Annotated in this window: 21 protein-coding genes and 1 pseudogene; 12 read left to right on the plus strand and 10 right to left on the minus strand. The window is 52.7% G+C overall.

Annotation, left to right across the window (positions count from 1 at the left end):
• Complete coding sequence (locus tag IB222_RS04600) at positions 1-396, plus strand: DUF423 domain-containing protein (protein WP_003034037.1); 396 nt, start codon at positions 1-3, stop codon at positions 394-396.
• Entirely contained in the window at positions 389-1,489 is a 1,101-nt protein-coding gene (gene rlmM, locus IB222_RS04605; protein WP_003034040.1) for a 23S rRNA (cytidine(2498)-2'-O)-methyltransferase RlmM, read from the plus strand. The genes IB222_RS04600 and rlmM overlap by 8 nt, the downstream gene beginning before the upstream one ends.
• 35 nt (positions 1,490-1,524) lie before the next feature.
• Here the strand turns inward: rlmM and fucR are convergent, their stop codons facing one another.
• The 5 genes from fucR to fucP all read right to left on the minus strand — a co-directional run bounded on the left by fucR (position 1,525) and on the right by fucP (position 7,378).
• A complete protein-coding gene (gene fucR, locus IB222_RS04610) occupies positions 1,525-2,253 on the minus strand; it encodes an L-fucose operon activator (RefSeq protein WP_003825642.1) in 729 nt (242 codons plus the stop codon).
• 57 nt (positions 2,254-2,310) lie between these two features.
• A complete protein-coding gene (fucU, locus tag IB222_RS04615) occupies positions 2,311-2,733 on the minus strand; it encodes an L-fucose mutarotase (protein WP_126317467.1) in 423 nt (140 codons plus the stop codon).
• Between the two features lies 1 nt (position 2,734).
• Positions 2,735-4,153, minus strand: a complete 1,419-nt coding sequence (fucK, locus tag IB222_RS04620; RefSeq protein ID WP_148361519.1) for an L-fuculokinase — start codon at positions 4,151-4,153, stop codon at positions 2,735-2,737.
• A gap of 107 nt (positions 4,154-4,260) precedes the next feature.
• A complete protein-coding gene (fucI, locus tag IB222_RS04625; RefSeq protein WP_003825648.1) occupies positions 4,261-6,036 on the minus strand; it encodes an L-fucose isomerase in 1,776 nt (591 codons plus the stop codon).
• 31 nt (positions 6,037-6,067) lie between these two features.
• Complete coding sequence (gene fucP, locus IB222_RS04630; RefSeq protein ID WP_008785696.1) at positions 6,068-7,378, minus strand: L-fucose:H+ symporter permease; 1,311 nt, start codon at positions 7,376-7,378, stop codon at positions 6,068-6,070.
• A 563-nt stretch (positions 7,379-7,941) separates the two neighbouring features.
• On the opposite strand from fucP, the gene fucA reads away from it, so the two are divergent.
• Together fucA and fucO are read left to right on the plus strand one after the other, a co-directional pair.
• Positions 7,942-8,589: an L-fuculose-phosphate aldolase gene (gene fucA, locus IB222_RS04635; RefSeq protein WP_149384705.1), complete on the plus strand. Its 648-nt coding sequence runs from the start codon at positions 7,942-7,944 to the stop codon at positions 8,587-8,589.
• Positions 8,590-8,600: 11 nt separating this feature from the next.
• Positions 8,601-9,749, plus strand: coding sequence for a lactaldehyde reductase (gene fucO / locus IB222_RS04640; protein ID WP_149384704.1), 1,149 nt, complete (start codon positions 8,601-8,603; stop codon positions 9,747-9,749).
• Positions 9,750-9,825: 76 nt separating this feature from the next.
• Here fucO and xni read toward each other — a convergent pair whose 3' ends face one another.
• The 5 genes and pseudogenes from xni to queF all read right to left on the minus strand — a co-directional run bounded on the left by xni (position 9,826) and on the right by queF (position 16,347).
• Complete coding sequence (gene xni, locus IB222_RS04645) at positions 9,826-10,581, minus strand: flap endonuclease Xni (RefSeq protein ID WP_063940943.1); 756 nt, start codon at positions 10,579-10,581, stop codon at positions 9,826-9,828.
• Between the two features lie 169 nt (positions 10,582-10,750).
• A pseudogene (locus IB222_RS04650) lies at positions 10,751-12,117 on the minus strand (L-serine ammonia-lyase).
• A 53-nt stretch (positions 12,118-12,170) separates the two neighbouring features.
• Positions 12,171-13,460 carry an HAAAP family serine/threonine permease gene (locus IB222_RS04655; protein WP_003034073.1) on the minus strand — a complete coding sequence of 430 codons (1,290 nt, stop codon included), beginning with the start codon at positions 13,458-13,460 and terminating at the stop codon, positions 12,171-12,173.
• A gap of 560 nt (positions 13,461-14,020) precedes the next feature.
• Positions 14,021-15,385: a nucleotide 5'-monophosphate nucleosidase PpnN gene (ppnN, locus tag IB222_RS04660; RefSeq protein WP_003034076.1), complete on the minus strand. Its 1,365-nt coding sequence runs from the start codon at positions 15,383-15,385 to the stop codon at positions 14,021-14,023.
• A gap of 113 nt (positions 15,386-15,498) precedes the next feature.
• Positions 15,499-16,347 carry an NADPH-dependent 7-cyano-7-deazaguanine reductase QueF gene (queF, locus tag IB222_RS04665; RefSeq protein WP_003825665.1) on the minus strand — a complete coding sequence of 283 codons (849 nt, stop codon included), beginning with the start codon at positions 16,345-16,347 and terminating at the stop codon, positions 15,499-15,501.
• Between the two features lie 68 nt (positions 16,348-16,415).
• Here queF and syd point away from each other — a divergent pair, with 68 nt between their 5' ends.
• From syd to IB222_RS04705, 8 genes are all read left to right on the plus strand, one after another.
• Positions 16,416-16,961 carry a SecY-interacting protein gene (gene syd / locus IB222_RS04670; protein WP_149384703.1) on the plus strand — a complete coding sequence of 182 codons (546 nt, stop codon included), beginning with the start codon at positions 16,416-16,418 and terminating at the stop codon, positions 16,959-16,961.
• Between the two features lie 632 nt (positions 16,962-17,593).
• On the plus strand, positions 17,594-17,923 hold the full coding sequence (locus IB222_RS04675; protein WP_003825670.1) for a YqcC family protein: 330 nt from the start codon (positions 17,594-17,596) through the stop codon (positions 17,921-17,923).
• Positions 17,923-18,705: a tRNA pseudouridine(65) synthase TruC gene (gene truC, locus IB222_RS04680; RefSeq protein ID WP_003825671.1), complete on the plus strand. Its 783-nt coding sequence runs from the start codon at positions 17,923-17,925 to the stop codon at positions 18,703-18,705. The genes IB222_RS04675 and truC overlap by 1 nt, the downstream gene beginning before the upstream one ends.
• A 19-nt stretch (positions 18,706-18,724) precedes the next feature.
• Positions 18,725-19,174, plus strand: coding sequence for a flavodoxin (locus IB222_RS04685; RefSeq protein WP_003825676.1), 450 nt, complete (start codon positions 18,725-18,727; stop codon positions 19,172-19,174).
• Positions 19,175-19,516: 342 nt separating this feature from the next.
• Positions 19,517-20,869, plus strand: a complete 1,353-nt coding sequence (gudP, locus tag IB222_RS04690; RefSeq protein ID WP_003825678.1) for a galactarate/glucarate/glycerate transporter GudP — start codon at positions 19,517-19,519, stop codon at positions 20,867-20,869.
• A 2-nt stretch (positions 20,870-20,871) separates the two neighbouring features.
• The gene (locus IB222_RS04695; RefSeq protein ID WP_126317473.1) at positions 20,872-22,212 is read left to right on the plus strand and encodes an enolase C-terminal domain-like protein; all 1,341 of its coding nucleotides are present in this window, start codon (positions 20,872-20,874) and stop codon (positions 22,210-22,212) included.
• Positions 22,213-22,232: 20 nt separating this feature from the next.
• Entirely contained in the window at positions 22,233-23,573 is a 1,341-nt protein-coding gene (gene gudD / locus IB222_RS04700) for a glucarate dehydratase (RefSeq protein ID WP_149384702.1), read from the plus strand.
• Positions 23,574-23,655: 82 nt separating this feature from the next.
• Entirely contained in the window at positions 23,656-24,798 is a 1,143-nt protein-coding gene (locus tag IB222_RS04705) for a glycerate kinase (RefSeq protein WP_149384701.1), read from the plus strand.
• The last annotated feature ends 172 nt before the right edge of the window (positions 24,799-24,970 follow it).

Below are 24,970 nucleotides of genomic sequence, written 5' to 3' on the forward strand. Positions count from 1 at the left end.
ATGACCAGCCGTTTTATGCTGATTTTTGCCGCCGTAAGTGGCTTTATCTTTGTGGCGTTGGGCGCCTTTGGGGCACATGTTCTGAGTAAAACCCTCGGTGTTGTTGAAATGGGGTGGATCCAGACCGGCCTTGAGTATCAGGCGTTTCATACGCTGGCTATCTTTGGCCTGGCCGTCGCCATGCAACGGCGCATTAGTATTTGGTTTTACTGGAGTAGCGTGTTTCTGGCATTAGGTACAGTGCTGTTTAGCGGCAGCCTGTATTGTCTCGCGCTCTCTCATTTACGCCTGTGGGCGTTTGTTACCCCTGTCGGCGGTTTCAGCTTCCTCGTAGGCTGGGCGCTGATGTTAGTGGGCGCTATTCGATTGAAACGTAAGGGCGTTAGCCATGAATAAGGTTGTATTGTTGTGTCGCCCAGGTTTTGAAAAAGAGTGCGCCGCAGAAATTACGGATAAAGCAGGACGCCGGGAAATCTTCGGTTTTGCCCGCGTGAAAGACAATGCGGGTTACGTCATCTTCGAATGCTATCAGCAGGACGATGCTGAAAAGTTAGTGAAAGAGCTGCCGTTTAGTTCGCTGATTTTTGCTCGTCAAATGTTTGTGGTGGGCGAGTTGCTGCAATACTTACCGCCGGAAGATCGCATTACGCCGATCGTTGGCATGTTGCAGGGCGTGGTGGAAAAGGGTGGCGATCTGCGAGTAGAAGTTGCCGACACCAATGAAAGCAAAGAGCTGGTTAAATTTTGCCGTAAATTTACCGTACCGTTGCGTGCAGCGCTGCGCGAGGCGGGCGTACTGGCAAAATATGAAACGCCAAAGCGTCCGGTGGTTCACGTCTTCTTTATCGCCCCTGGCTGTTGTTATACCGGCTATTCCTGGCCTGACAATAACTCACCGTTTTACATGGGGATTCCGCGTCTGAAGTTTCCAGCCGATGCGCCGAGCCGTTCAACGCTCAAGCTGGAAGAAGCGCTGCACGTGTTTATCCCTGCCGATGAATGGGATGAGCGTCTGGCGAACGGGATGTATGCGGTGGATTTAGGCGCCTGCCCGGGCGGATGGACCTATCAGCTGGTTAAACGCAACATGTGGGTTTACTCCGTGGATAACGGCCCGATGGCGCAAAGCCTGATGGATACCGGACAGGTCACCTGGCTGCGTGAAGACGGATTTAAGTACCGTCCGAATCGCAACAACATTTCGTGGATGGTCTGTGACATGGTGGAGAAGCCGGCGAAGGTTGCCGCGCTGATGGCACAATGGCTGGTCAACGGCTGGTGTCGTGAGACGATCTTCAACCTCAAACTGCCGATGAAAAAACGCTACGAAGAGGTGTCACAGAACCTGGCTTACATTCAGGCCCAGCTTGATGAACATGGTGTAAATGCCCAGATTCAGGCGCGTCAGTTGTATCATGACCGTGAAGAAGTAACCGTTCACGTACGTCGTCTGTGGGCTGCCGTCGGCGGTCGTCGCGACGAGCGATAAGGCTACAACCCAGGTCGGATGGCGGCGTAATCGCCCTATTCGGCCTGGATTGCTTCAATCAGCTGTGTATCTGAAACAATATGCGTCACATCATCCAGATGCCCAATTCTGGCCTCTCCCGAACGATTAAATTTACTTTTATCGATCAGTAATAAAGACTGCGATGCACGCTTAAGCAGAATGGATTTGAAGTCTGCGTTGGTTGCATTTGAGTCCCAGAGCGCACCGTCGCTGTCGATCCCTTCGCAGGAAAAAATAAACAGGTCAATCTCGAGTGGTTTTAGCTGCGAGATAAGCGAGGGATTAACGTAGCAACCGTATTTGCGCTCAAGACGACCGCCGGAGCTGATAAGCTGAATGTGTTCACGTTTAGCCAATTCCTGGCAGATGGGCTGGCTGTTGGTAAAAACGTGAATGTTGATGTCCGGTAACTGTCGCGCCAGATACCAGCAGGTAGAGCTGGCGTCTAAGGCAATTACCATACCTTCTTCGATCCATGCCAACGCTTCACGGGCGATATCCGCTTTGTGTGCATAGTGGCTTTTGAGTCGAATATGAAATGGGTCACCGCTGTCCTGATTTTCCCGGTGAATAACTTTGGCCCGACCGTGGTTGCGTAACACTTTTCCCTGGGTCTGTAACTCGCTGAGATCGCGGCGGATGGTCTCTTTGCTGACGTTAAGCTGCAAAGCCAGGGCTTCGGTTGTCAGGCTTTTGTGGTTAGTAAGCAGATCTACGATTGCCTGCTGGCGCGCCGCTTTCATGTTCTGATCCTCATCTAATGATGAATGCCCGTACCTGACGGGCATTCTGACCAGAGATTACGGCGTTACCCCTTTTTTTAAAAGAATATTCCCGTACTTTGCCCGCTCTCCTGTGATAACGATCGCAAACGCCTTTTGTGCTCGTTCGTAAAAGGCATAGCGGTCAATACGCGTGATGTCCGGGCAGGGGGTCTGTAATGAAAGTGCCTGACGATAGCGAGCCTCAACGTCAGGATCGAGAGTGTCACCTTCAACCGCAGCCATCATCACCAGCGGTGGGGCGTAGCAGTCCAGTTCAAATAGCGGAATAAGCGCCCGCAGCAGATCGCTGACCAGCAGACCGTCAGCGCGGATGACCTGCGGCCCCATGCTGTTGGCCGGGAAGTGGGCATCGGAAAAGATAATCTCATCGCCGTGTCCCATTTCGGCCAGCACTTTCAGTAAGTCGGGGGAAATTAAGGGAGATATCGTTTTAAGCATGTTACTCGACTCCTGTGAGTTCGGATTCGGTTTGCGGATAGAAGTAACGGTACTGATAGCGCACCTGTTCGCGCGCCTGCTCCGGGGAGGTAAATTCCCCGATGCCTGACCAGGCAAACATTGCGGCGCCTGCCACGGTGGTTTCGGCATCATCCAGCACTTTGACTGGGATCCCGAGTACGTTCGCTTTGATTTGGTTCCACAAGATGTTGCGGCTGCCCCCGCCAACTAATAGCAGTTCAGTGGCCTGGAAATGGCCGATTTTTTCCAGCGTTTGCAGATTCCGCTGCAGCTGTTCTGTCAGTCCTTCCAGCGCGGCGCGATAAAAGTGCCCACGGGTAGTATTGAGGGTAACCCCTTGCCAGCCCGCATTCTGACAGGCCAGCAGGTCGCAGTGCATCTTCACCCCTTCGGCACCAGCGGGAATATCCCGAGCTTCATCAATCAACGTTTGCCAGGGCGTGTCCGCGGTCCATAACAGCTTTCGAACCCATTCAAGCACGCCGGAGGCCAGCCACTGCATTCCTGGATTGTTAAGCCCAGCCTGACTATCCAGCTCACAGGTGGAGCCCGCATAATGGCTGAGCAGGGAGGTATTTACCTGAGCACTGCGCACCATTAGAATTTCCCATGTGCCGGAAGAGAGTACCGGTTCATCCTGTTGGGCTCCTGCGCCAAATAGCGCAAACTGTGTGTCGTGTCCGGCAGAAATGACTGGAATACCCTCTGGAAGTCCGAGCTGGCTGGCGGCCTCGCGTTGCAGTACCCCAATTTGTTCGCCTGCTTCAACCAGGCGCGGAAACAGGCGACGCGGTATGCCTGTTGCCTGCAAAATGTCCTGGCTGAAATCACGTTGCTGGATATCCAGCATCTGGCTGGTTCCCGCCATGGTGATGTCAGTTGTGAACTCGCCGGTTAAACGTTGGTTGATAAGCGACGAGATAAACAGCCAGGCGTGCGCCTGTTCCAGTAATTGCGGGTGGTTCTCTTTCAGCCACACCAGTTTGTACAGCGTATTGAAGCTAAACGCCCCAACGCCGGAGATTTCCTGCAGTTGCTGCATTGACATGTAGCGATGGATATTCTCCATTACCGCTGCGGTACGTGGGCATTTCCAGCTGATCACCGGGTACAGTTGTTTGCCGTTCTTATCCACCAGCGCGCCATCCACGCCGAAGGTGGTGACGGCGATCCCGCGAATTTGGCAGGCGGCCAATTGTGAGGAAAGCCGCTGACAGCAGTCGGCAAAGCGCTGCAGAATGGCCTCCAGCGACCATTGGTGCCAGGCACTGTTTTCTGCGGCGATGTCACTGGCGTTCGGGGTCGCTGCGCGGGCGACAATCTTTCCCTGTCGGTCAACGGCAATGGCCCGTACGTTGGTCGCGCCACAGTCGAGAACCAGAATAACCTCTTGTTTCATAATTGCTCCTGGGAGATTACCTATTGCCGGATGGCGGCTTCGCCTTATCCGGCCTACAAAACCGTGTGCTTCGTAGGCCGCGCCGCCATCAGGCAATCGCTCGATGTTTAACGCTTATACAGCGGACCGTAGTTCTGACAAGCGCGGTAATCCTGACCTTCCGTATCCATACCGTGGGCGGCCCAGGAGGAAGGACGATAAATTTTCTCGTCTTCCACGTTGTGCATGCACACCGGGATACGCAGCATGGCAGCCAGAGTGATAAAGTCCGCACCTACGTGACCAATCGTCAGCACCCCGTGGTTAGCACCCCAGTTAGCCATGACGGAATAGACGTCGCTGAACGGGCCCTTGCCGGTTAAGCGCGGAGCAAACCAGGTGGTTGGCCATGTGGAGTTGGTACGCGCATCAAGCTGGTCGTGCATATCTTTCGGCAGCTCCACGCTCCAGCCTTCCGCGATTTGCAGCACCGGCCCCAACCCTTTGATGATGTTGATACGGCTCATGGTGAACGGCACACCGCCTTCAGTCAGGAAGCGAGATGAGTAACCGCCCCCGCGGAAGTATTCGTGTATAGCCGGGCACCATTCGGTTGCCGCCAGGCATTCATCCGCCTCTTTCTGCGAGATTTCCCAGTGTGGTTTCATGGTCGGTTTACCTTCGCTGTCGCGCTGTTTGCAGGAACCGTCCAGTGCCGCAGAACCGGAGTTAATCAAGTGAATAATGCCGTGCTCAGCAAGACCGGTCAGTGGTTTACCCGTGACGCGTTCAACCGCCTCTGGCGACCAGTAGGTGCGCACATCGGCAAAGACCTGGGCCGTGCCGGTGAGTTGATGGCCGAACAGCATCGCCACGCCGTTCAGGCTGTCGTTTTCTGTCGCGACAACGAACGGTTCACGAACGCCATTCCAGTCAAAGGAGCTGTTGAGCAACGCTTCGGCGGTATCGCCATTTGGGTATTGATCGGTCCAGTGACGCTGGCCCTGGAAGCCTGCGGCGATCGCGTTATAGCCCAGGGATTCTTCGACCAGACCTTTGTCTGCCAGCTTTTTGTTACCCTGCATCATGTCGCGAATGCACATAGCCATCAGCAGACTTTCTTTCAGCACCGCGCGGCTTTGTTCTGCGTTACGCTTATATTGTTGTGCGTTCTGATCTTCGCCGTAGCGGAAGTTTTTGTCCGCCCACGCCAGCGCCATTTCCAGCTCGGTTTCATCATAGATTTTCTGGTCAATGCGACGACGCAGCTCGGTCATATCAACCGCCTGCACCTTCATACCCAGCCAGGATTCAAAGAAGTTATGGTCGACGATAGAACCGGCGATGCCCATTGATACTCCACCGACAGACAGGTAGCTTTTCCCTTTCATACTGGCAACCGCTAAACCGGCACGGGCAAAGCGCAGCAGTTTTTCTTCAACATCGGCAGGGATAGATGTGTCGTCTGCATCCTGTACGTCATGACCATAGATGGAGAAGGCAGGAAGGCCTTTTTGGCTGTGAGCTGCCAGTGCGGCGGCCAGGTAAACCGCCCCCGGACGTTCCGTGCCGTTGAAGCCCCAGATCGCTTTCGGGCGCATCGGATCCATGTCGATGGTTTCACTGCCGTAGCACCAACATGGGGTAACTGTAATCGTCACGCCAACATTCTGGCTGCTGAATTTTTCTTCACAGGCCGCGGATTCTGCCATGCCGGCGATACAGGTATCGGCAATCACACATTCAATTTGTGCGCCGCAGGCATGACGAAGTTTTTCAGTGATAAGCGCTGCGGTAGCTTTAGCCATATTCATGGTTTGCTCTTCGAGCGACTCACGTACACCCATACGACGTCCGTCAATAACCGGGCGAATACCAATTTTTGGTAAGCTGATTTTTTTCATCACAGATTCCTCACGTTATTCGGATAAATATTCAGTTGGCTGCCGTTTGTGAACGGAAGCGGGCAAAAATAAAGATGATGGCGAAGCAAAGCGCCGGGACCAGTTCAGCGGTCGGGATATTGCCAGCGGCATCGCTGACAAAGCCCATCACCGGGGTCACAATGCCGCCGCCAATGATGGTCATGACGATAAAAGACGAGCCATATTTGGTGTCTTGTCCCAGATTTTTGATCCCCAGAGAAAAAATGGTTGGGTACTGAATCGACATAAATGCGCTGCACAACGTCAGGGCCAGCAGGCCGATCTGGCCACCGGTGAAGGCGGAAATCAGGCACAGGATCATGGCAAGCAGGGCATATGCGGCCAGTACTTTATGCGGCGCAAAGCGACTGATAAGCCAGGTGCCGGAGAAACGACCGATAAAGAAGCACACCATGGTGCCGGTCAGGTAGTTGGCGGCGAAACCTGGCGTCATGCCTGGGATCTCTTCGATTGCGTAGCGAATCAGGTAGCTCCAGCAGGCAGTTTGTGCACCGACGTAGCAGAACTGCGCCAGTACCGCCCAACGCCAGTGGCGAATGCGCACCAGGCGGGAAAGGGACGCGGAGAATGAACTCTGAGCGTTGTCACTGTGATCGTCACTTTGCAGGGTCGGAAACTTGGTAAACATGATCAGCAGGGCGACCAGCAAAACGACCGCGACGATGATCATATAAGGGGTTTGAACCGATAACACCAGGCTGTGCTTGTAGGCGCTTAGCTGTTCTGGCGCCATCTTATCGAGTACGTCTTGAGATTGATGTGGCACATTAGACAAAATAAGACTTTGCCCAAAAACAACCGCAATAATGGCACCAAATGAGTTAAAAGTTTGCGCGAGATTTAATCGGAAGTGACCACCGCTTTCCGGGCCCAGTACGGTTACAAAAGGGTTGGCAGCCGTTTCCAGACAACCTAAGCCCGCCGCAATAATAAATAGGCCAATCAGGAATAAGGTGTAATTCATTACCTCAGCCGCTGGCCAGAATAATGCTGCACCGATGGCATATAAGAATAATCCGGTAATAATTCCTGCTTTATAACTTAGTTTTTTCATCAGGATCCCGGCTGGGATTGGAATGACGAAATAACCAAAATAAAAAGCAGATTGAATCAGACCAGCCTGAAAGTTTGTTAATGTAAATGCTTGCTGAAATTGTGGTAATAAAATGTCATTAAGATTATTGGCAACCGCCCAAAGAAAAAACAGTGAACAGAGTAACGCGAAGGGAATGACATAATTTTTTGTCTGCCCCCGCTCTACCGCATGAAAACTTTGTGTTTGTATTGATGTGTTTCCCATAGCATCCTCATCAGTTCATAAGCATGTTCAACAGCTTAAGAGTACGATTGGTGATTTTTACCAACCTGCTAATCCAGGTGAGTTCCGGTAACCTGCCAGATAAAATTGGCCTTCATGAATGAACTCATGAATTCATTTTCAAATAAAAACCGGCCATTAATATGATGGTGGTCACATTTATGCTCAGGGTGTGGGTTTATGTGATTATCATCACTTTAATTTCTTTAAAACAATGACCGTTTGAGGAAAATAAATTAAAAAGCCACAGGGATAATGCCCGAATTAATTAGTTAAGTGGAAAACGGGCAATGGTAACAATTTATTCGCAAATGACCGTTTTACAATGGTTTTATTAAGAACGGACATTTTGCAATTGTAATATTATGCTTGCATGTTTTTATTCATCGTTATTAGTTGATGAACATCACAAAATCCAGTGCTAAAAATTCCCTTCTCTTTATTCAGCATGATGATAGTTAGCAAATACCCGCTTAAATCAACAGAGCGTCGAGGTATTAGCAATGTTCTGTTGTCGCATTTTGACTCACTGAGAGAGGTAAGTAATGGAACGAAATACGCTGGCACGGCAGATTATCAATACCTGCCTGGAAATGACCCGTCTGGGGCTGAATCAGGGGACTGCGGGTAATGTAAGTGTGCGTTACCAGGACGGGATGTTAATTACCCCGACGGGTATTCCCTATGACAAACTCACCGAATCCCACATAGTGTACATCAATGCTGAGGGGCAGCACGAAGAAGGGAAATTACCTTCCAGCGAGTGGCGGTTCCATATGGCCGCTTATCAGACGCGTCCCGATGCTCAGGCGGTGGTCCATAATCATGCCGTGCATTGTACTGCTGTTTCTATTCTCAACCGGCCAATCCCGGCAATCCATTACATGATTGCGGCGGCTGGCGGTAACTCAATTCCCTGTGCGCCATATGCGACGTTTGGCACGCGTGAGCTTTCCGAGCACGTTGCGGTAGCGCTGAAAAACCGAAAAGCAACGCTGTTGCAGCATCATGGGCTGATCGCCTGCGAAGAAAATCTGGAAAAAGCCCTGTGGTTAGCGCATGAAGTGGAAGTGCTGGCGCAGCTTTATCTCAGCACGCTGGCGATTACCGATCCGGTTCCGGTACTGGGTGATGAGGCTATCGCTATTGTGCTGGAAAAATTCAAAACATACGGATTGCGTATTGAGGAATAGGAGATAAAACGATGGCGAACAGAATGATTCTGAACGAAACGGCATGGTTTGGCCGGGGCGCTGTTGGCGTATTAACCGATGAAGTTATTCGTCGTGGTTATCGCAAAGCGTTGATTGTTACTGATAAAAATCTGGTGCAGTGCGGCGTTGTTGAGAAGGTGACTTCCCGAATGGATGCTGCAGGTCTGGCATGGGAAATCTATTCAGGCGTTATTCCTAATCCAACCATTGCGGTAGTGCAGGAAGGATTGAGTGTCTTTCAGCAAAGCGGCGCAGACTATCTGGTCGCCATTGGTGGAGGCTCCCCGCAGGATACCTGTAAAGCGATTGGCATTATTAACAATAACCCAGAGTTTGCGGATGTACGCAGCCTTGAAGGGTTATCGCCGACACGCTTCCCGAGCGTGCCAGTTATGGCTATCCCAACCACTGCGGGAACGGCGGCGGAAGTGACCATTAACTACGTGATCACTGACGAAGAGAATCGGCGTAAGTTTGTTTGTGTCGATCCACATGACATCCCGCAGGTGGCGTTCATTGATGCTGACATGATGGACGGCATGCCTGCTGCATTAAAAGCGGCTACTGGCGTAGATGCACTGACTCATGCCATTGAAGGCTACATCACGCGGGCTGCGTGGGCGCTTACCGATGCGCTGCACATTAAAGCCATCGAAATTATTGCCGGGTCATTACGCGGTTCCGTTGCGGGCGACAGCCAGGCGGGGGAAGCGATGGCTCTGGGCCAGTACGTTGCCGGGATGGGTTTCTCCAACGTAGGTCTGGGATTAGTGCATGGTATGGCACACCCGTTAGGCGCGTTCTACAACACGCCGCACGGCGTCGCGAATGCCATTTTGCTGCCGCACGTGATGCACTATAACGCCGAATTCACCGGGGAAAAATTCCGCGATATCGCCCGGGCAATGGGGGTTAAGGTTGAAGGACTGACGCTGGCAGATGCACGCAAAGCGGCGGTGGATGCCGTCTTCGCCCTTAATCGCGATGTAGGTATCCCACTGCATCTACGCGATGTTGGCGTCCGTAAAGAGGATATTCCTGCGCTGGCGCAAGCCGCATTTGACGATGTTTGTACCGGGGGAAATCCGCGTGAAGCGAGCCTTGGGGATATCGTTGAGCTGTACCATACTGCCTGGTAATCACCTGGCGCTTATCCGGCCTACAGGGTTGTACGATAAGTAGGCCGGATAAGCGCAGCGCCATCCGGAAATAAGACTACCGCGCCAGCCGTAGCTGCTGTAGGTTTCCGTCGATATGCAAGTCCGTTTGCAGCCGCGCGATATCGCGGCACAAAAACGCCATCTCCCGATGTTCTTCGAGTTTCTTGCGCCATTTCTCCGGTACGTCATCCAGATGTTCATACAGCGCCTCCAGCGTTGGAAACTGTGCCAGCAGTTGTGTGGCGCTTTTAGGACCAATACCGGCAACCCCCGGTATTTTAGAACTGCTGATCCCGGCCAGTCCCCAATAATCTGGCAGTTGTTGCGGCAGTACGCCGAACTCTTTCTCGATAAACGGCGCATCCAGCCAGCGTTTCTGGAAATAATCGCGAATCCGCAGCGTTGGGGAGAGTAGCTGACAGTAGCCTTTATCGGTTGAGACGATAGTCGCCTGGTGTCCCGCCTGGCTAACTTTCACCGCCAGAGTGGCGGCTAAATCATCGGCTTCATTCCCGCTGGATACCCAGCAGCAGACGCCGCGCTGTTCAAAAGCGGCGCGTAAGGCGGACATTTCCTGGTGTAAATCGTCAGGCATCGGCGGGCGACCGGCTTTGTAGTCAGGTAACCGTTGGTGACGCCAGCCGCTGTTACGCGCTTCGTCATCAAATACCGCCACGGCGTGCGTGGGTTGACTGTGCACAATCAGCTGATCGAGCGCGTGCTGGCATGTCTCCACGCAGGGGGAGCCCTGTACGGCGTGAATACGGCGGATGAGATTCAGTGCATCAACAATGAGCAGGTGGACGGCCACGGTGTTCTCCCTAACAAATTAGTCTGTAGGGTAACATTCACGACGAGTGGAGACGAGCATTGCGAAAGAGCGCTATCCGAAAGCCTGATAAGCGAAGCGCCAGCAGGCAATAAAAGCCGGATACGGCGAGCGCCTTATCCGGCCTACAGATACGAAAATGTGCTGAGAATTAATCGCAGGTGACAATCTTCATCGCCAGACCACCACGAGAGGTTTCGCGGTATTTGGCATTCATGTCTTTACCGGTTTCGTACATGGTCTCGATAACTTTATCGAGGCACACGCGTGGTTCACTGGTACGGCGCAGCGCCATACGTGCAGCGTTCACCGCTTTAACCGAAGCAATGGCATTACGCTCAATGCACGGTACCTGAACCTGGCCGGCAACCGGGTCGCAGGTCAGACCCAGGTTGTGTTCCATACCGATTTCTGCCGCGATGCATACCTGCATTGGGCTACCGCCCAGCAGTTCAGCCAGACCAGCCGCTGCCATGGAGCAGGCGACGCCAACTTCACCCTGACAGCCGACTTCGGCACCAGAGATAGAGGCGTTCATCTTGTACAGTGAACCAATGGCGCTCGCGACCAGCATGTAGCGTGCCAGCGAGTTAGCGTTCACTTCACGGATAAACTTGTCGTAATACGCCAGTACGGCAGGAACAATCCCGCATGCACCGTTGGTTGGTGCCGTCACCACGCGTCCACCGGCTGCGTTTTCTTCGTTCACGGCCAGCGCGAACATGTTGATCCAGTCAACAACCGCCATCGGGTCGGTGGTGGTTTTGTCGCTGCTGACCAGCATGCGACGCAGCGCAGCAGCACGACGCGGAACGCGCAGTTTGCCCGGCAATACACCTTCGGTGGTGATGCCGCGTTCAATCCCGCTACGCATCACTTCCCAGACGTTAGCAAAGTGCTGTTCCAGCTCTTCTTTGCTGTGCAGCGCCAGTTCGTTTTGCATCATCAGACCGGAAAGCGACAGGCCGGTTTCCTGGCAATGACGTTGCAAATCAGCTGCGGATTTATACGGATATGGCACGTTTACCGGAGAGTTGTTCGGTAAACCAAAATGTTCTTCATCAACGATGAACCCACCGCAATGGAATAGTAAGTCTGGCTGTAAATGGCCTTTTCGCCCGCCAGTGCGGTAATGCGCATCCCGTTTTCGTGCAGGGACAGATTGTCCGCATGGAAATTCATGCACTTATCGACCGGGAACTCGACCTCATGTTGACCGTCTGCCAGCAGCAAACGCCCATGAGTATTCACATCCTGGATAAAGGACGGAATGGCATCAATGTCTACGGTATCCGGCAGATTACCCGCCAGGCCCATAATAATCGCGATGTCGGTATGGTGACCTTTCCCCGTCAGAGATAAAGAGCCATAGACATCAACCACTACGCGGGTTACGTCAGTGAGAATTCCGCGTGCAATCAGGTCATCCGTGAATTGTTTGCCTGCTTTCATCGGGCCAACAGTGTGGGAGCTGGAAGGGCCAATGCCGATTTTGAAAATATCGAATACGCTAATCATGAGGCGTCCATTGTGTATCGAGGTGCGCCGCCCCGAGGAGCGGCGCAGGGGAATTAACTGAACAGAGAGTAGAAAATAGCGGAGATAGCGATCAGGCCCATAATCACAACGAAGACGTTGCTGATATGGCCGCTGTACTTACGCATTGCCGGTACTTTCTGAATGGCATACATCGGCATCAGGAACAGAATCATCGCGATGATTGGGCCACCCAGGGTCTCAATCATGCCGAGGATGCTTGGGTTCAGCGTCGCCACAATCCAGGTGGTTACCAGCATGAACAGCGCAGTGATTTTGTTCAGTTTGTTGATTTCGATGGATTTGCCTTTGCCGCGCAGAGACTTAATCACCATACCATTGAAGCCTTCACGTGCGCCCAGGTAGTGGCCCAGGAAGGATTTGGTGATAGCGATAATCGCGATGATCGGTGCCATCCAGGCAATAATCGGCGCGTTAAAGTGGTTCGCCAGGTAAGACAGAATCGAGATGTTCTGCTCTTTCGCTGCTGCCAGGTCTGCCGGAGTCAGGCTGAATACGCAGCTGAAGACGAAGAACATAACGGTCAGTACCATCATGATGTGAGCGAATGCCAGAATCTTGGAGCATTTTTTCTCTGCTTCATCACCGTACTCTTCACGCTTCGCCACGGCGAAGGAGGAGATGATCGGGGAGTGGTTGAAGGAGAACACCATTACCGGAATTGCCAGCCACAGGGTCAACAGCAGGCCGTTGCCGGTGGTTGCCGCAGAGTCAAAAGACATGGTTTCCAGAATCGCACCGCTCCACTGAGGGATCAGGTACAGCGCCAGCAGCATCAGCGCCGCAACGAACGGGAATACCAGGATGCTCATCGCCTTAACGATCATCTGCTCACCGAAGCGCACGATGGTCATCATACCGACAATCAGGATCAGTGACAGGATTGCGCGCGGCGGCGGCGTAATCGCCAGCTGGTGGGTCAGGAAGCTTTCAACCGTGTTGGTGATGGCTACGCTGTAAACCAACAGAATCGGGTAGATAGCGAAGAAGTAGAGCAGGGTAATCAGTTTACCTGCACCAACACCAAAGTGTTCTTCTACAACTTCGGTGATGTCTTCACCCGGATTTTTACCGGACAGCACAAAGCGAGTCAGGCCACGGTGTGCAAAGAAGGTCATTGGGAAGGCAAGGATCGCCATGATGATCAGCGGGATCATACCGCCTACGCCTGCGTTAATCGGCAGGAACAATACACCCGCCCCAATCGCCGTGCCGTAAAGGCCCAGCATCCACATGGTGTCTGTTTTGCGCCATGCGCTGCGGGTCTGGCCCGTAACGATAGTGCTGGTTTGAGTGTTTTCCATCTATTTCTCCTGGAGGAAGCTTAAAAAGTCGGGTTTGGGGTCAATCCAATGAGAAAGTACCCGACTGTAAATCGAAATTCGTTGAGCGATTTTTATATAATTTTTCGCCGTAATAATTTTCGGGCGGAAAGATACATTTTAGTAATGAATGTATCAGTGATCGGGATCCCAAATGCAATAATCCACCTTTTATGTGGATAAATTTGGGCCATTAATCTGTTAAAAAATAGTCAAAGCGAATTTACGGGCGCGAAGGCTAACATTAACGACATATCTCATGAAAGCGAAGGCGCGAAGATAGGCGTGTTCAGCTGTAAAAACTGTTGTTTTTAGATGATTTCGGCGACTAATAATAATTTTCTAAGATAAATCACGGTTGGTTTTTCAAGGTAATCGTTTGCGTAGCTCGCTGTTTTTTATGAATCATCACTGGCATTTATATGATTGTCGGAGCTATGTGACTGGTATCACTAAAAAAAGCCGGGAGGCAAGTGCGCCAAACCCGGCTTTGATATGGACAAAACTGTCACCGCTATAGCGCTGCTAGCGGGTGTTGAAGGTTAGGCGCAGATCTCGTAACAAGGGATATACGCAGTGCCCGGTAACTTCATACGATGTTGTGCAACAAAGCCCTGCAGGAGATCGTCCATGCGGCGCATCATTTCGCGGTCACCGTGGATTTTGTACGGGCCAAACTCTTCAATAGCGCGGATCCCGACTTCCTTCACGTTACCTGCCACAATACCGGAGAATGCACGCCGTAAATCGGCGGCCAATACTTCAACGGGTTGATCCGGGTACAGCTTCAGGTTGGCCATGTTTTCATGGGACGGCTCGAACGGCATCTGCAGATCGGGCGCGATACGAATCGACCAGTTAAAGCTGTAAGCATCTCCTGTGTCGCGACGGTTTTCTTTCACCAGCGGCATCGCTTTTTTCATCAGACGCGCCACTTCTGCCGCATCGTCAATGATGATGCGATAGTGGCGACGCGCATCTTCCCCCAGCGTGTGCACGATAAATTCGTCCAGCACGCGGAAGTAATCCGCACTCTCTTTTGGTCCGGTCAGGATCAGCGGTAGAACCTGATCTTTGTTGGCAGGATTCATCAGGATCCCCAGCAGATACAGCAGCTCTTCTGCTGTCCCTACGCCACCCGGGAAGATGATAATACCGTGGGCGATACGCACGAACGCTTCCAGACGTTTTTCAATGTCCGGCATGATGATCAGTTCGTTTACCAGCGGGTTAGGCGGTTCAGCGGCGATGATTGACGGTTCGGTCATGCCAATAAAGCGGCTGTCTTTGTATCGCTGCTGGGCGTGGCCGACCGCAGCGCCTTTCATTGGCGCTTCCATCGCCCCTGGACCGCAGCCGGTACAGATGTTTAGTTCGCGCAGGCCCAGTTGGGTGCCGACGCGACGGGCGTACAGGTATTCATTCTCGTTGATTGAGTGACCGCCCCAGCAGACGACCATGTTCGGCGCTTCACCAACGTGCAGCGCCCGTGCATTACGCAGGATCGAGAATACGAGGTTGGTAATATGCACCGAGCTTTCGAGATCCAGATGCTGAAAACGACCAGCGTTATGGATCTGACCATTGACGAACAGAATGTCACGCAGCACGGCAAACAGGTTTGCCTGTAGCGCACGAATAATGCGTCCGTCAACAAACGCATCTTCAGGTGGGTTGATCAGTTCCAGCTTCACGCCCCGTTCGCGGCGCAGTACGTTAATATCGAAACTTTCAAAGCGTGACAGCAGTTCTTTGCTGTTGTCGGTCAAACTGCCGGAGTTCAGAACGGCAAGCGAACAGTTACGAAACAGTTGATACAGGTCGCTGCTGGCCGTGCGTTTAAGCATATCGACTTCCAGCTGCGACAACATGTCCATTGAGCCAAGCGGGCTAATATGTGTAATCAAGTAAACTCCTTATGGGACGCAACACGTCATTCCCTATTGATTACAATAGCCCTGGCTTATGACCTTTCACAACCTTGCGCGCGGAATCCGACACGCAAAATTGAGAAAAAAGATTACTGACGTACCAGACGACCGGTTGCCGGAGTGAAATCGGTGTTGGTGCGCCATGGGTTAATGTCCAGGCCGCCACGTCGCGTGTAGCGTGCGTAGACGCTCAGTTTCTCTGGCTGGCAGAAGCGCAGAATGTCATTGAAAATACGTTCCACGCACTGCTCATGAAATTCATTATGGTGGCGGAAGGAGACCAGATAACGCAGCAGCTTCTCTCTGTCGATTTTCCGTCCACGATACTGAATTTGTATGGAGCCCCAGTCGGGTTGATGGGTAATCAGACAGTTGGATTTCAGCAGGTGGCTGACCAGCGTCTCTTCCACTGCTTTTTCACCGCTCACGGCATTTTCCAGATACGCAGTGCTGAACTGGTAGTTGTCGATGACGATATCCTGATTGTCGATACAGGTCCCATTAAAGTGGGCTATCGGCTGCCCTTCCAGTTCGTCAAGGCGGTACAGCGCCACGCTGACATCACCTTGAGCGCAGGCGCGAAGATCGTTTTCCAGTGTCTGGCGTACCGCGTCCCAGGAATCAAAACGCGTCTGGTTAAAACTGTTCAGGTAAAGCTTAAAGCTTTTCGACTCAATCAGATTTACGCTGGTGTAATCCAGTTCCACGTGACCGACCGCGACTTGCGGTAAGCCGTTGGCATTCAGCCACGACAGTTCATATAGCGTCCAGATATCCGCACCGTGAAAAGGCAAGTTATCGGCCTTTAAATCCAGCGGGTCGCGATTCAGGCTGCGCGGAACGCCCTGCAACAGACTTGCATCGTAATTGTCTCGGTAATCCGTTGATTTACCAAGAGTCAGGCCGTTAAGCGCCTGATGATTTTCATAAGAGGACATGTTTCACCGTCATAAACCAGATACACTATGCGACAAGTGTATCCTGGCTTTTGTGAAGAGAGAAATCAGTGGACGAATTGACAGCGCAGGCGTTGATAGCCTTTACGACGCGTTATTGCGACGCATGGCATGAAAAAAACAACAGTTGGCCGCTCAGCGAAGAGCTGTATGGCGTACCTTCTCCGTGTATCATTTCTTCCACAGACGATGCCGTATTTTGGCGGCCTCAACCTTTTGTCGGCGAAAATAACCTCAATGCGGTTGAACGGGCCTTTGATATTGTGGTACAACCTGCCGTTCACGCTTTTTACACCACCCAGTTTGCCGGGGATATGCACGCGCAGTTTGCGGATGAAAAGCTGACGCTGCTGCAAACCTGGAGTGAAGATGACTTCAGGCGCGTTCAGGAAAACCTGATTGGTCATCTGGTTACGCAAAAGCGACTTAAGCTTTCGCCTACGCTTTTTATTGCCACACAAGATAATGAGCTTGACGTCATTTCGGTGTGCAATCTGTCCGGTGAAGTGTGCAAAGAAACGCTGGGCACCCGTAAACGAACGGTGCTGGCGGCCTCACTTGCGGAATTCCTCATTCAACTTAAGCCAGTTCTGTAATCCAGTTTGCCCTGAATCTTGTGAGAGATCTCTTACAAGCCCTGTAGGACATTGCCAGGTGATAAGTAAAGACTTAATGAATTGATAAAATAATAATTTATTATTATTCAACTGGTTAGTGTTTTATTGTCAACTTTCATACGAAAATAATCGTAAGAGTAAGCCTGTAAGCATCTTGTAAGACAAAGCGAAACAGGCGATTCTATATCTGTCGACAAGGAGTCGCACAACGAAGAGAACATCAGGATGATGGCTCTTCGCCAGGACACACCAGGACGGTGTTGCAAGGACAGGCTTCAGGACGAAGCAAAGAGGAAGACGCTGGATGCGTTAAAGGACACCTCCAGGATGGAGAATGAGAGCCGGTCAGGATGTTCGGCGGGTCTGGATGGCCAGGATACTTCAGGATGAAGTTTTCACATCGGGGTGATGTGAGCAGGATGCAAAAGTTCAGGATGAACACGGTCGCAAGACCACAGGAAAAGTTGTCACGGATGAGCAGGGAGCACTAAAAGTAGCTGGAATGCTGCGAAACGAACCGGGAGCACTGTTTTTACAGTGCTCCCTTTTTTTATTTCCCTCCACTAGTGCTATTCTTCGCGCCAGATTTTTTCATCATTGAGGTTAATTTCATGACGACTCATGACCGTGTGCGCCAGCAGTTGCACGCACTTGAAGCGCTACTGCGTGAACATCATCACTGGCGGATGGATGAGCCAGCAGAGCATCTGTTTACCAGTACGCAGCCTTTTTGTATGGATACCATGGAGCCGGTCGAGTGGCTGCAGTGGGTGTTGATTCCCCGCATGCATACGTTGATTGATAACGCGCAGCCGCTTCCGCAGGCTTTTGCCGTCGCACCGTATTACGAAATGGCGCTGGCAGCCGATCACCCGCAACGCGACATTCTCCTGGCTGCATTGCAGGAGTTGGATGCGCTGTTTACAAGTGATAACGCCTGATGCTGGAAATTCTTTATCAGGACGAATGGCTGGTCGCCGTCAATAAACCTTCGGGCTGGTTGGTTCACCGCAGTTGGCTCGACCGGGATGAGAAAGTGGTGGTGATGCAAACGGTGCGCGACCAAATTGGTCAGCACGTATTTACCGCCCATCGACTCGACAGACCAACCTCCGGCGTGCTGCTGATGGGACTGTCCAGCGAAGCCGGGCGTTTACTGTCCCAGCAGTTTGAACATCATCAAATTCAGAAACGCTATCATGCGATTGTGCGTGGCTGGCTGATGGATGATGCCGTGCTGGATTACCCGCTGGTCGAAGAGCTGGATAAGATTGCCGATAAGTTTGCCCGCGATGATAAAGGCCCGCAGCCTGCTGTCACCCATTATCGTGGCCTGGCAACGGTAGAAATGCCGGTAGCGACCGGGCGTTATCCGACTACCCGTTACGGGCTGGTGGAGCTGGACCCTAAAACCGGTCGCAAGCACCAGCTCAGACGCCATCTGGCGCACTTGCGCCATCCGATTATCGGCGACAGCAAGCATGGTGATTTGCGGCAAAACCGCAGCGCCGCGGAGCATTTCGGTTGCCAGAGATTGATGCTGCATGCCAGCCAGCTTGCGCTGACCCATCCTTTCACCGGCGAACCGCTGGTTATTCGCGCCGGACTGGATGACGTCTGGATGCAGGCGTTATCACAGTTTGGCTGGCGTGGACTTCTCCCTGAGAATGAAAGGGTTGAGTTCAGCGGGCTGTCAGGTCAGGATGAGCAGATAGATTCTTAAGTCCCAGGAGATTACGGTTATGGCGGAAATTGGAATTTTTGTCGGCACGATGTACGGAAACGCGCTGCTGGTTGCCGAAGAGGCCGAAGCTATTTTGACGGCGCAGGGTCATAAAGCTACGGTGTTCGAAGATCCGGAGCTTAGCGACTGGCAGGCATATCAGGATAAATATGTACTGGTGGTGACTTCCACGACCGGGCAGGGCGATCTGCCGGATAGCATCGTGCCGCTGTTTCAAGGGATCAAAGATAATCTCGGTTTCCAGCCAAATCTGCATTACGGGGTAATTGGGCTGGGCGACAGTAGCTACGTTAATTTCTGCAATGGCGGCAAACAGTTCGATGCCTTGTTGCAGGAACAAAGCGCCCACCGTGTAGGAGAAATGCTGCTGATTGATGCCAGCGAGCATCCTGAACCGGAAAGCGAATCCAATCCCTGGGTAGAAAACTGGGGAACCTTGCTTAAATAACTCCCTCGCTCGTACGGGCTGCAACCCCCATTTGAACCGCAAGCCGGGCCAGGCGAAGCCGCCACCCGGCAATAAAACCCCAATTACGTGAACTAACTTCCACTACTTTGGGCTTATGCCCCAAACAACTTCTCACTGCCTCCCTAATGTTGTGTTCATGCACGGTGAGGGCAAGTGGCACTCCTTCATATACTTTTCCCGTCAGTTCCCGGAATGGCAGCGAGTCAGAATAAAACGGCCCTGAGCTGTACCAACACTGCCACACACTAACCTCTCATTCTGATCACCCTACAGGTGCTGTACAGAATGAACTGGCGAAAGCCAGGATTCAGGAGTGCAACAATGAGTTCATTAAGTCAGGCGGCGAGCAGCGCGGAAAAACGCACTAACGCTCGCTACTGGATAGTGGTGATGCTGTTTATCGTCACATCCTTCAACTACGGCGATCGCGCCACCTTATCCATTGCCGGTTCGGAGATGGCCAAAGACATTGGTCTGGATGCGGTAGGGATGGGGTATGTATTCTCCGCTTTCTCATGGGCCTATGTTATCGGCCAGATTCCTGGCGGCTGGTTGCTCGACCGCTTTGGTTCAAAACGCGTTTATTTCTGGTCCATCTTTATTTGGTCCATGTTTACCCTGTTGCAGGGTTTTGTCGATATCTTCAGTGGTTTCGGCATTATCGTTGCGCTGTTTACTCTGCGTTTCCTCGTCGGTTTAGCTGAAGCGCCCTCCTTCCCCGGCAACAGTCGTATTGTGGCGGCGTGGTTCCCGGCACAGGAAAGGGGCACGGCGGTCGCTATCTTTAACTCTGCGCAATACTTTGCCACCGTTATCTTCGCGCCAATCATGGGTTGGCTGACCCATGAAGTGGGCTGGTCGCATGTGTTCTTTTTTATGGGCGGCCTCGGGATCATTATCAGCTTCGTCTGGCTGAAGGTGATTCATGAACCGAACCAGCACCCGGGCGTAAACCAAAAAGAGCTGGAGTACATTGCCGAAGGTGGGGCGCTGATCAACATGGATCAGGCGGCAGCCAAAACTAAAGTGCCGTTTAGCGTGAAGTGGGGGCAAATCAAACAGCTACTGGGTTCACGGATGATGATCGGGATTTACATCGGCCAGTACTGCATTAACGCGCTGACCTACTTCTTTATCACCTGGTTCCCGGTTTATCTGGTGCAGGCTCGCGGTATGTCGATTTTGAAAGCTGGCTTTGTTGCTTCGGTTCCGGCCATTTGCGGATTCGCCGGCGGCGTGCTCGGCGGCATTATTTCCGACTGGTTGATGCGCCGTACCGGTTCGCTGAATATCGCCCGTAAAACGCCAATCGTACTCGGTATGCTGCTGTCGATGGTGATGGTGTTCTGTAACTACGTCAATGTGGAGTGGATGATCATCGGCTTTATGGCGCTGGCCTTCTTCGGCAAAGGTATCGGTGCGCTGGGATGGGCGGTGATGGCTGATACTGCACCTAAAGAGATCAGCGGTCTGAGCGGCGGTTTGTTCAACATGTTTGGCAACATCTCCGGCATCGTCACGCCAATTGCTATCGGCTACATCGTAGGGACCACCGGCTCGTTTAACGGCGCGTTGATTTACGTCGGGGTACATGCGCTGATTGCGGTGGTGAGCTACCTAGTGCTGGTGGGCGATATTAAACGTATCGAATTGAAACCTGTCGCAGGACAATGATGATGACAACACAATCGAGTCCCGTTATTACCGATATGAAGGTCATCCCGGTGGCCGGTCATGACAGCATGCTGCTCAATATTGGCGGCGCGCATAACGCATACTTTACTCGTAATATCGTGGTGCTCACCGATAATGCCGGAAACACCGGTGTCGGTGAAGCGCCAGGTGGCGAAGTGATTTATCAGACGCTGGTGGATGCGATTCCGCAGGTGTTGGGCCAGGAAGTCGCGCGCCTGAATAAGGTGGTGCAGCAGGTGCATAAAGGCAACCAGGCCGCTGATTTTGACACCTTTGGCAAAGGCGCCTGGACCTTTGAACTACGGGTCAATGCGGTAGCGGCGCTGGAAGCCGCATTGCTCGACCTGCTGGGTAAGGCGCTGAACGTGCCGGTTTGTGAACTGTTAGGGCCGGGCAAGCAGCGCGATGCGGTCACCGTACTCGGCTATCTGTTCTACGTGGGCGATCGCACAAAGACCGATTTACCGTATCTGGAAAGCACGCCGGGAAACCATGAGTGGTATCACCTGCGTCATCAGCAAGCGATGAATAGTGAGGCGGTGGTACGTCTGGCTCAGGCTTCGCAGGATCGCTACGGCTTTAAAGATTTCAAACTCAAGGGCGGTGTACTGCCTGGCGAACAGGAAATCGACACCGCTCGCGCGCTGAAAAAATGCTTCCCGGATGCACGTATTACGGTTGATCCCAACGGTGCCTGGCTGCTGGATGAAGCCATCTCCCTGTGTAAAGGGCTGAACGATGTTCTGACCTACGCCGAAGATCCATGCGGCGCTGAACAGGGTTTTTCTGGCCGCGAAGTGATGGCCGAGTTCCGCCGTGCAACCGGTCTGCCGGTAGCAACGAACATGATAGCCACCAACTGGCGTGAAATGGGCCATGCGGTGATGCTGAACTCAGTAGATATTCCGCTGGCCGATCCGCACTTCTGGACCCTTTCTGGCGCGGTACGCGTGGCACAGTTATGCGATGACTGGGGCCTGACCTGGGGCTGCCATTCTAACAATCATTTTGATATTTCCCTGGCAATGTTTACCCACGTCGGCGCTGCTGCACCGGGTAATCCAACGGCTATCGATACCCACTGGATCTGGCAGGAGGGTGATTGCCGCCTGACCAAAAAACCGCTGGAGATTAAAAACGGAAAAATTGCGGTACCCGATGCGCCCGGTCTGGGCGTGGAACTGGACTGGGATCAGGTACAGAAAGCGCATGAAGCCTATAAGGCGCTGCCCGGTGGCGCGCGTAATGACGCAGGCCCAATGCAGTATCTGATCCCCGGATGGACTTTTGACCGTAAACGTCCCGTTTTCGGCCGCCACTAATTTTGAATAAGGACTTAATTATGAGCGCACAATTTTCTACCCCATTGGTTACCTCTATGCAGGTTATTCCGGTTGCGGGTCATGACAGCATGCTGATGAACCTGAGCGGCGCACATGCTCCGTTCTTCACGCGCAATATTGTGATTATTAAAGATAACTCCGGTCATACCGGCGTGGGTGAAATTCCCGGCGGCGAAAAAATCCGCAAAACGCTGGAAGATGCGATCCCGTTGGTGGTAGGTAAAACGTTAGGTGAATACAAAAACGTGCTGAATGCGGTACGCAATACTTTTGCCGATCGTGATGCGGGCGGTCGCGGTTTGCAGACCTTCGATTTACGTACCACTATTCATGTGGTTACTGGGATCGAAGCGGCCATGTTGGATCTGTTAGGTCAGCATTTGGGCGTAAACGTCGCCTCTTTGCTGGGGGATGGCCAGCAGCGTAGCGAAGTTGAAATGTTGGGTTACCTGTTCTTTGTGGGTAACCGTAAGGCAACGCCGCTGCCGTACCAGAGTCAGCCGGATGAGAAATGCGACTGGTATCGTCTGCGTCATGAAGAAGCGATGACCCCGGATGCGGTAGTGCGCCTGGCGGAAGCCGCATATGAGAAGTATGGTTTTAATGATTTTAAACTGAAAGGCGGCGTGCTGGCCGGGGAAGAGGAAGCAGAATCTATCGTTGCGCTGGCGAAGCGCTTCCCGCAGGCCCGCGTCACGCTGGATCCGAACGGCGCGTGGTCGCTAAATGAAGCGATTAAGATCGGCAAATATCTGAAGGGTTCTCTGGCCTATGCGGAAGATCCGTGCGGTGCCGAGCAGGGCTTCTCAGGTCGTGAAGTGATGGCGGAATTCCGTCGCGCCACCGGTCTGCCGACCGCCACCAACATGATCGCCACCGACTGGCGTCAGATGGGGCATACGCTGTCGTTGCAGTCTGTTGATATCCCACTGGCGGACCCGCACTTCTGGACCATGCAGGGTTCTGTCCGTGTGGCGCAGATGTGCCATGAGTTCGGGCTGACCTGGGGATCGCACTCTAACAACCACTTTGATATTTCGCTGGCGATGTTTACGCATGTTGCGGCGGCGGCTCCGGGTAAAATAACCGCTATCGATACCCACTGGATCTGGCAGGAAGGCAATCAGCGCTTGACCAAAGAGCCGTTTGAAATCAAAGGCGGCATGGTGCAGGTTCCGGCAAAACCGGGTCTGGGCGTGGAGCTGGATATGGATCAGGTCATGAAAGCGCATGAACTGTACCAGCAACATGGACTGGGTGCGCGTGATGATGCGATGGGTATGCAGTATCTTATCCAGAACTGGACGTTTGATAATAAGCGTCCGTGCATGGTTCGCTAAGTGATCCAGGACCGCTCCTATAGAGTGAGCGGTTTTGCTCCTGGTGTATGCTTAACATAGTCAACATGCGTAAGGATGCTTTATGAAAATAGTAATCGCACCAGATTCCTATAAGGAAAGTTTGAGTGCGCTTGAGGTGGCAACGGCTATAGAGCAGGGGTTTCGTGAGATCTGGCCCGATGCGGATTACGTGAAGATTCCGGTTGCAGATGGCGGTGAAGGAACGGTCGAAGCGATGGTTGCCGCAACGCAAGGTCACCTTGTGCATGTTGATGTTACCGGCCCTTTGGGCAACACAATTCAGGCATTTTATGGTTTATCTGGTGATGAGCGCTCGGCGTTTATCGAAATGGCGGCCGCCAGCGGACTGGAACAGGTTCCTGTGGGGTTACGCGATCCGCTGAAAACGACATCCTGGGGAACCGGGGAGTTAATCCGTCATGCGCTGGACGCTGGCGTTGAACATATCATCATTGGGATTGGCGGTAGCGCCACCAATGATGGCGGTGCCGGGATGGTGCAAGCGCTGGGAGCAAAACTGCTGGATGCGCAAAATAACGAAATTGCGCAAGGCGGAATCGGTCTGGAATCTCTGTCCCGGATTGATATTTCTCAGTTAGACAGCCGTCTTGCCGGGTGCCGTATTGAAGTTGCTTGCGATGTGACCAACCCGTTGACTGGAAAAAAGGGCGCATCTGCGGTTTTTGGTCCGCAAAAAGGGGCGACGCCGGAGATGATTACCCGCCTGGATCGGGCGCTCACGCACTATGCGCAACTCATTGCCCGCGATCTGGACGTCAACGTGCTGGATCTGGCCGGTGGTGGTGCGGCTGGTGGTATGGGGGCGGCGCTGTATGCGTTTTGCGGCGCACAGTTACGCTGCGGTATTGAGATAGTGACCGATGCGTTACACCTTGATGCCTGCGTTGCGGATGCGGATTTAGTGGTCACGGGTGAAGGGCGCATTGATAGTCAGACTATTCACGGTAAGGTTCCGGTTGGCGTAGCGAAGGTCGCAAAGCGTTACAACAAGCCGGTTATCGGTATCGCAGGTAGCCTGACGGCCGATGTCGGTGTGGTCCATGAGCATGGGCTGGATGCGGTTTTCAGCGTCATCTATACCATTTGTACCCTGGATGAGGCGCTAAAGAACGCGAGCGACAACGTACGAATGACGGCGCGAAACGTGGCTGCAACGCTTAAAGCAGGGCAGCAATTGCGCTGAGTTGTTAGCCGCATGCGGCGATGTGCCCGATGCGCGACGCTTATCGGGCCTACGGTAAACAGCGAAACCTGTAGGCCGGAGAAGGCGTTTACTGACCGATGCACGACGCTTATCGGCTCTACGGTAAACAGTGAAACCTGTAGGCCGGATAAGGCGTTTACGCCGCATCCGG

The organism is Citrobacter sp. C13, assembly GCF_014596815.2.
Lineage (GTDB): Bacteria > Pseudomonadota > Gammaproteobacteria > Enterobacterales > Enterobacteriaceae > Citrobacter > Citrobacter portucalensis.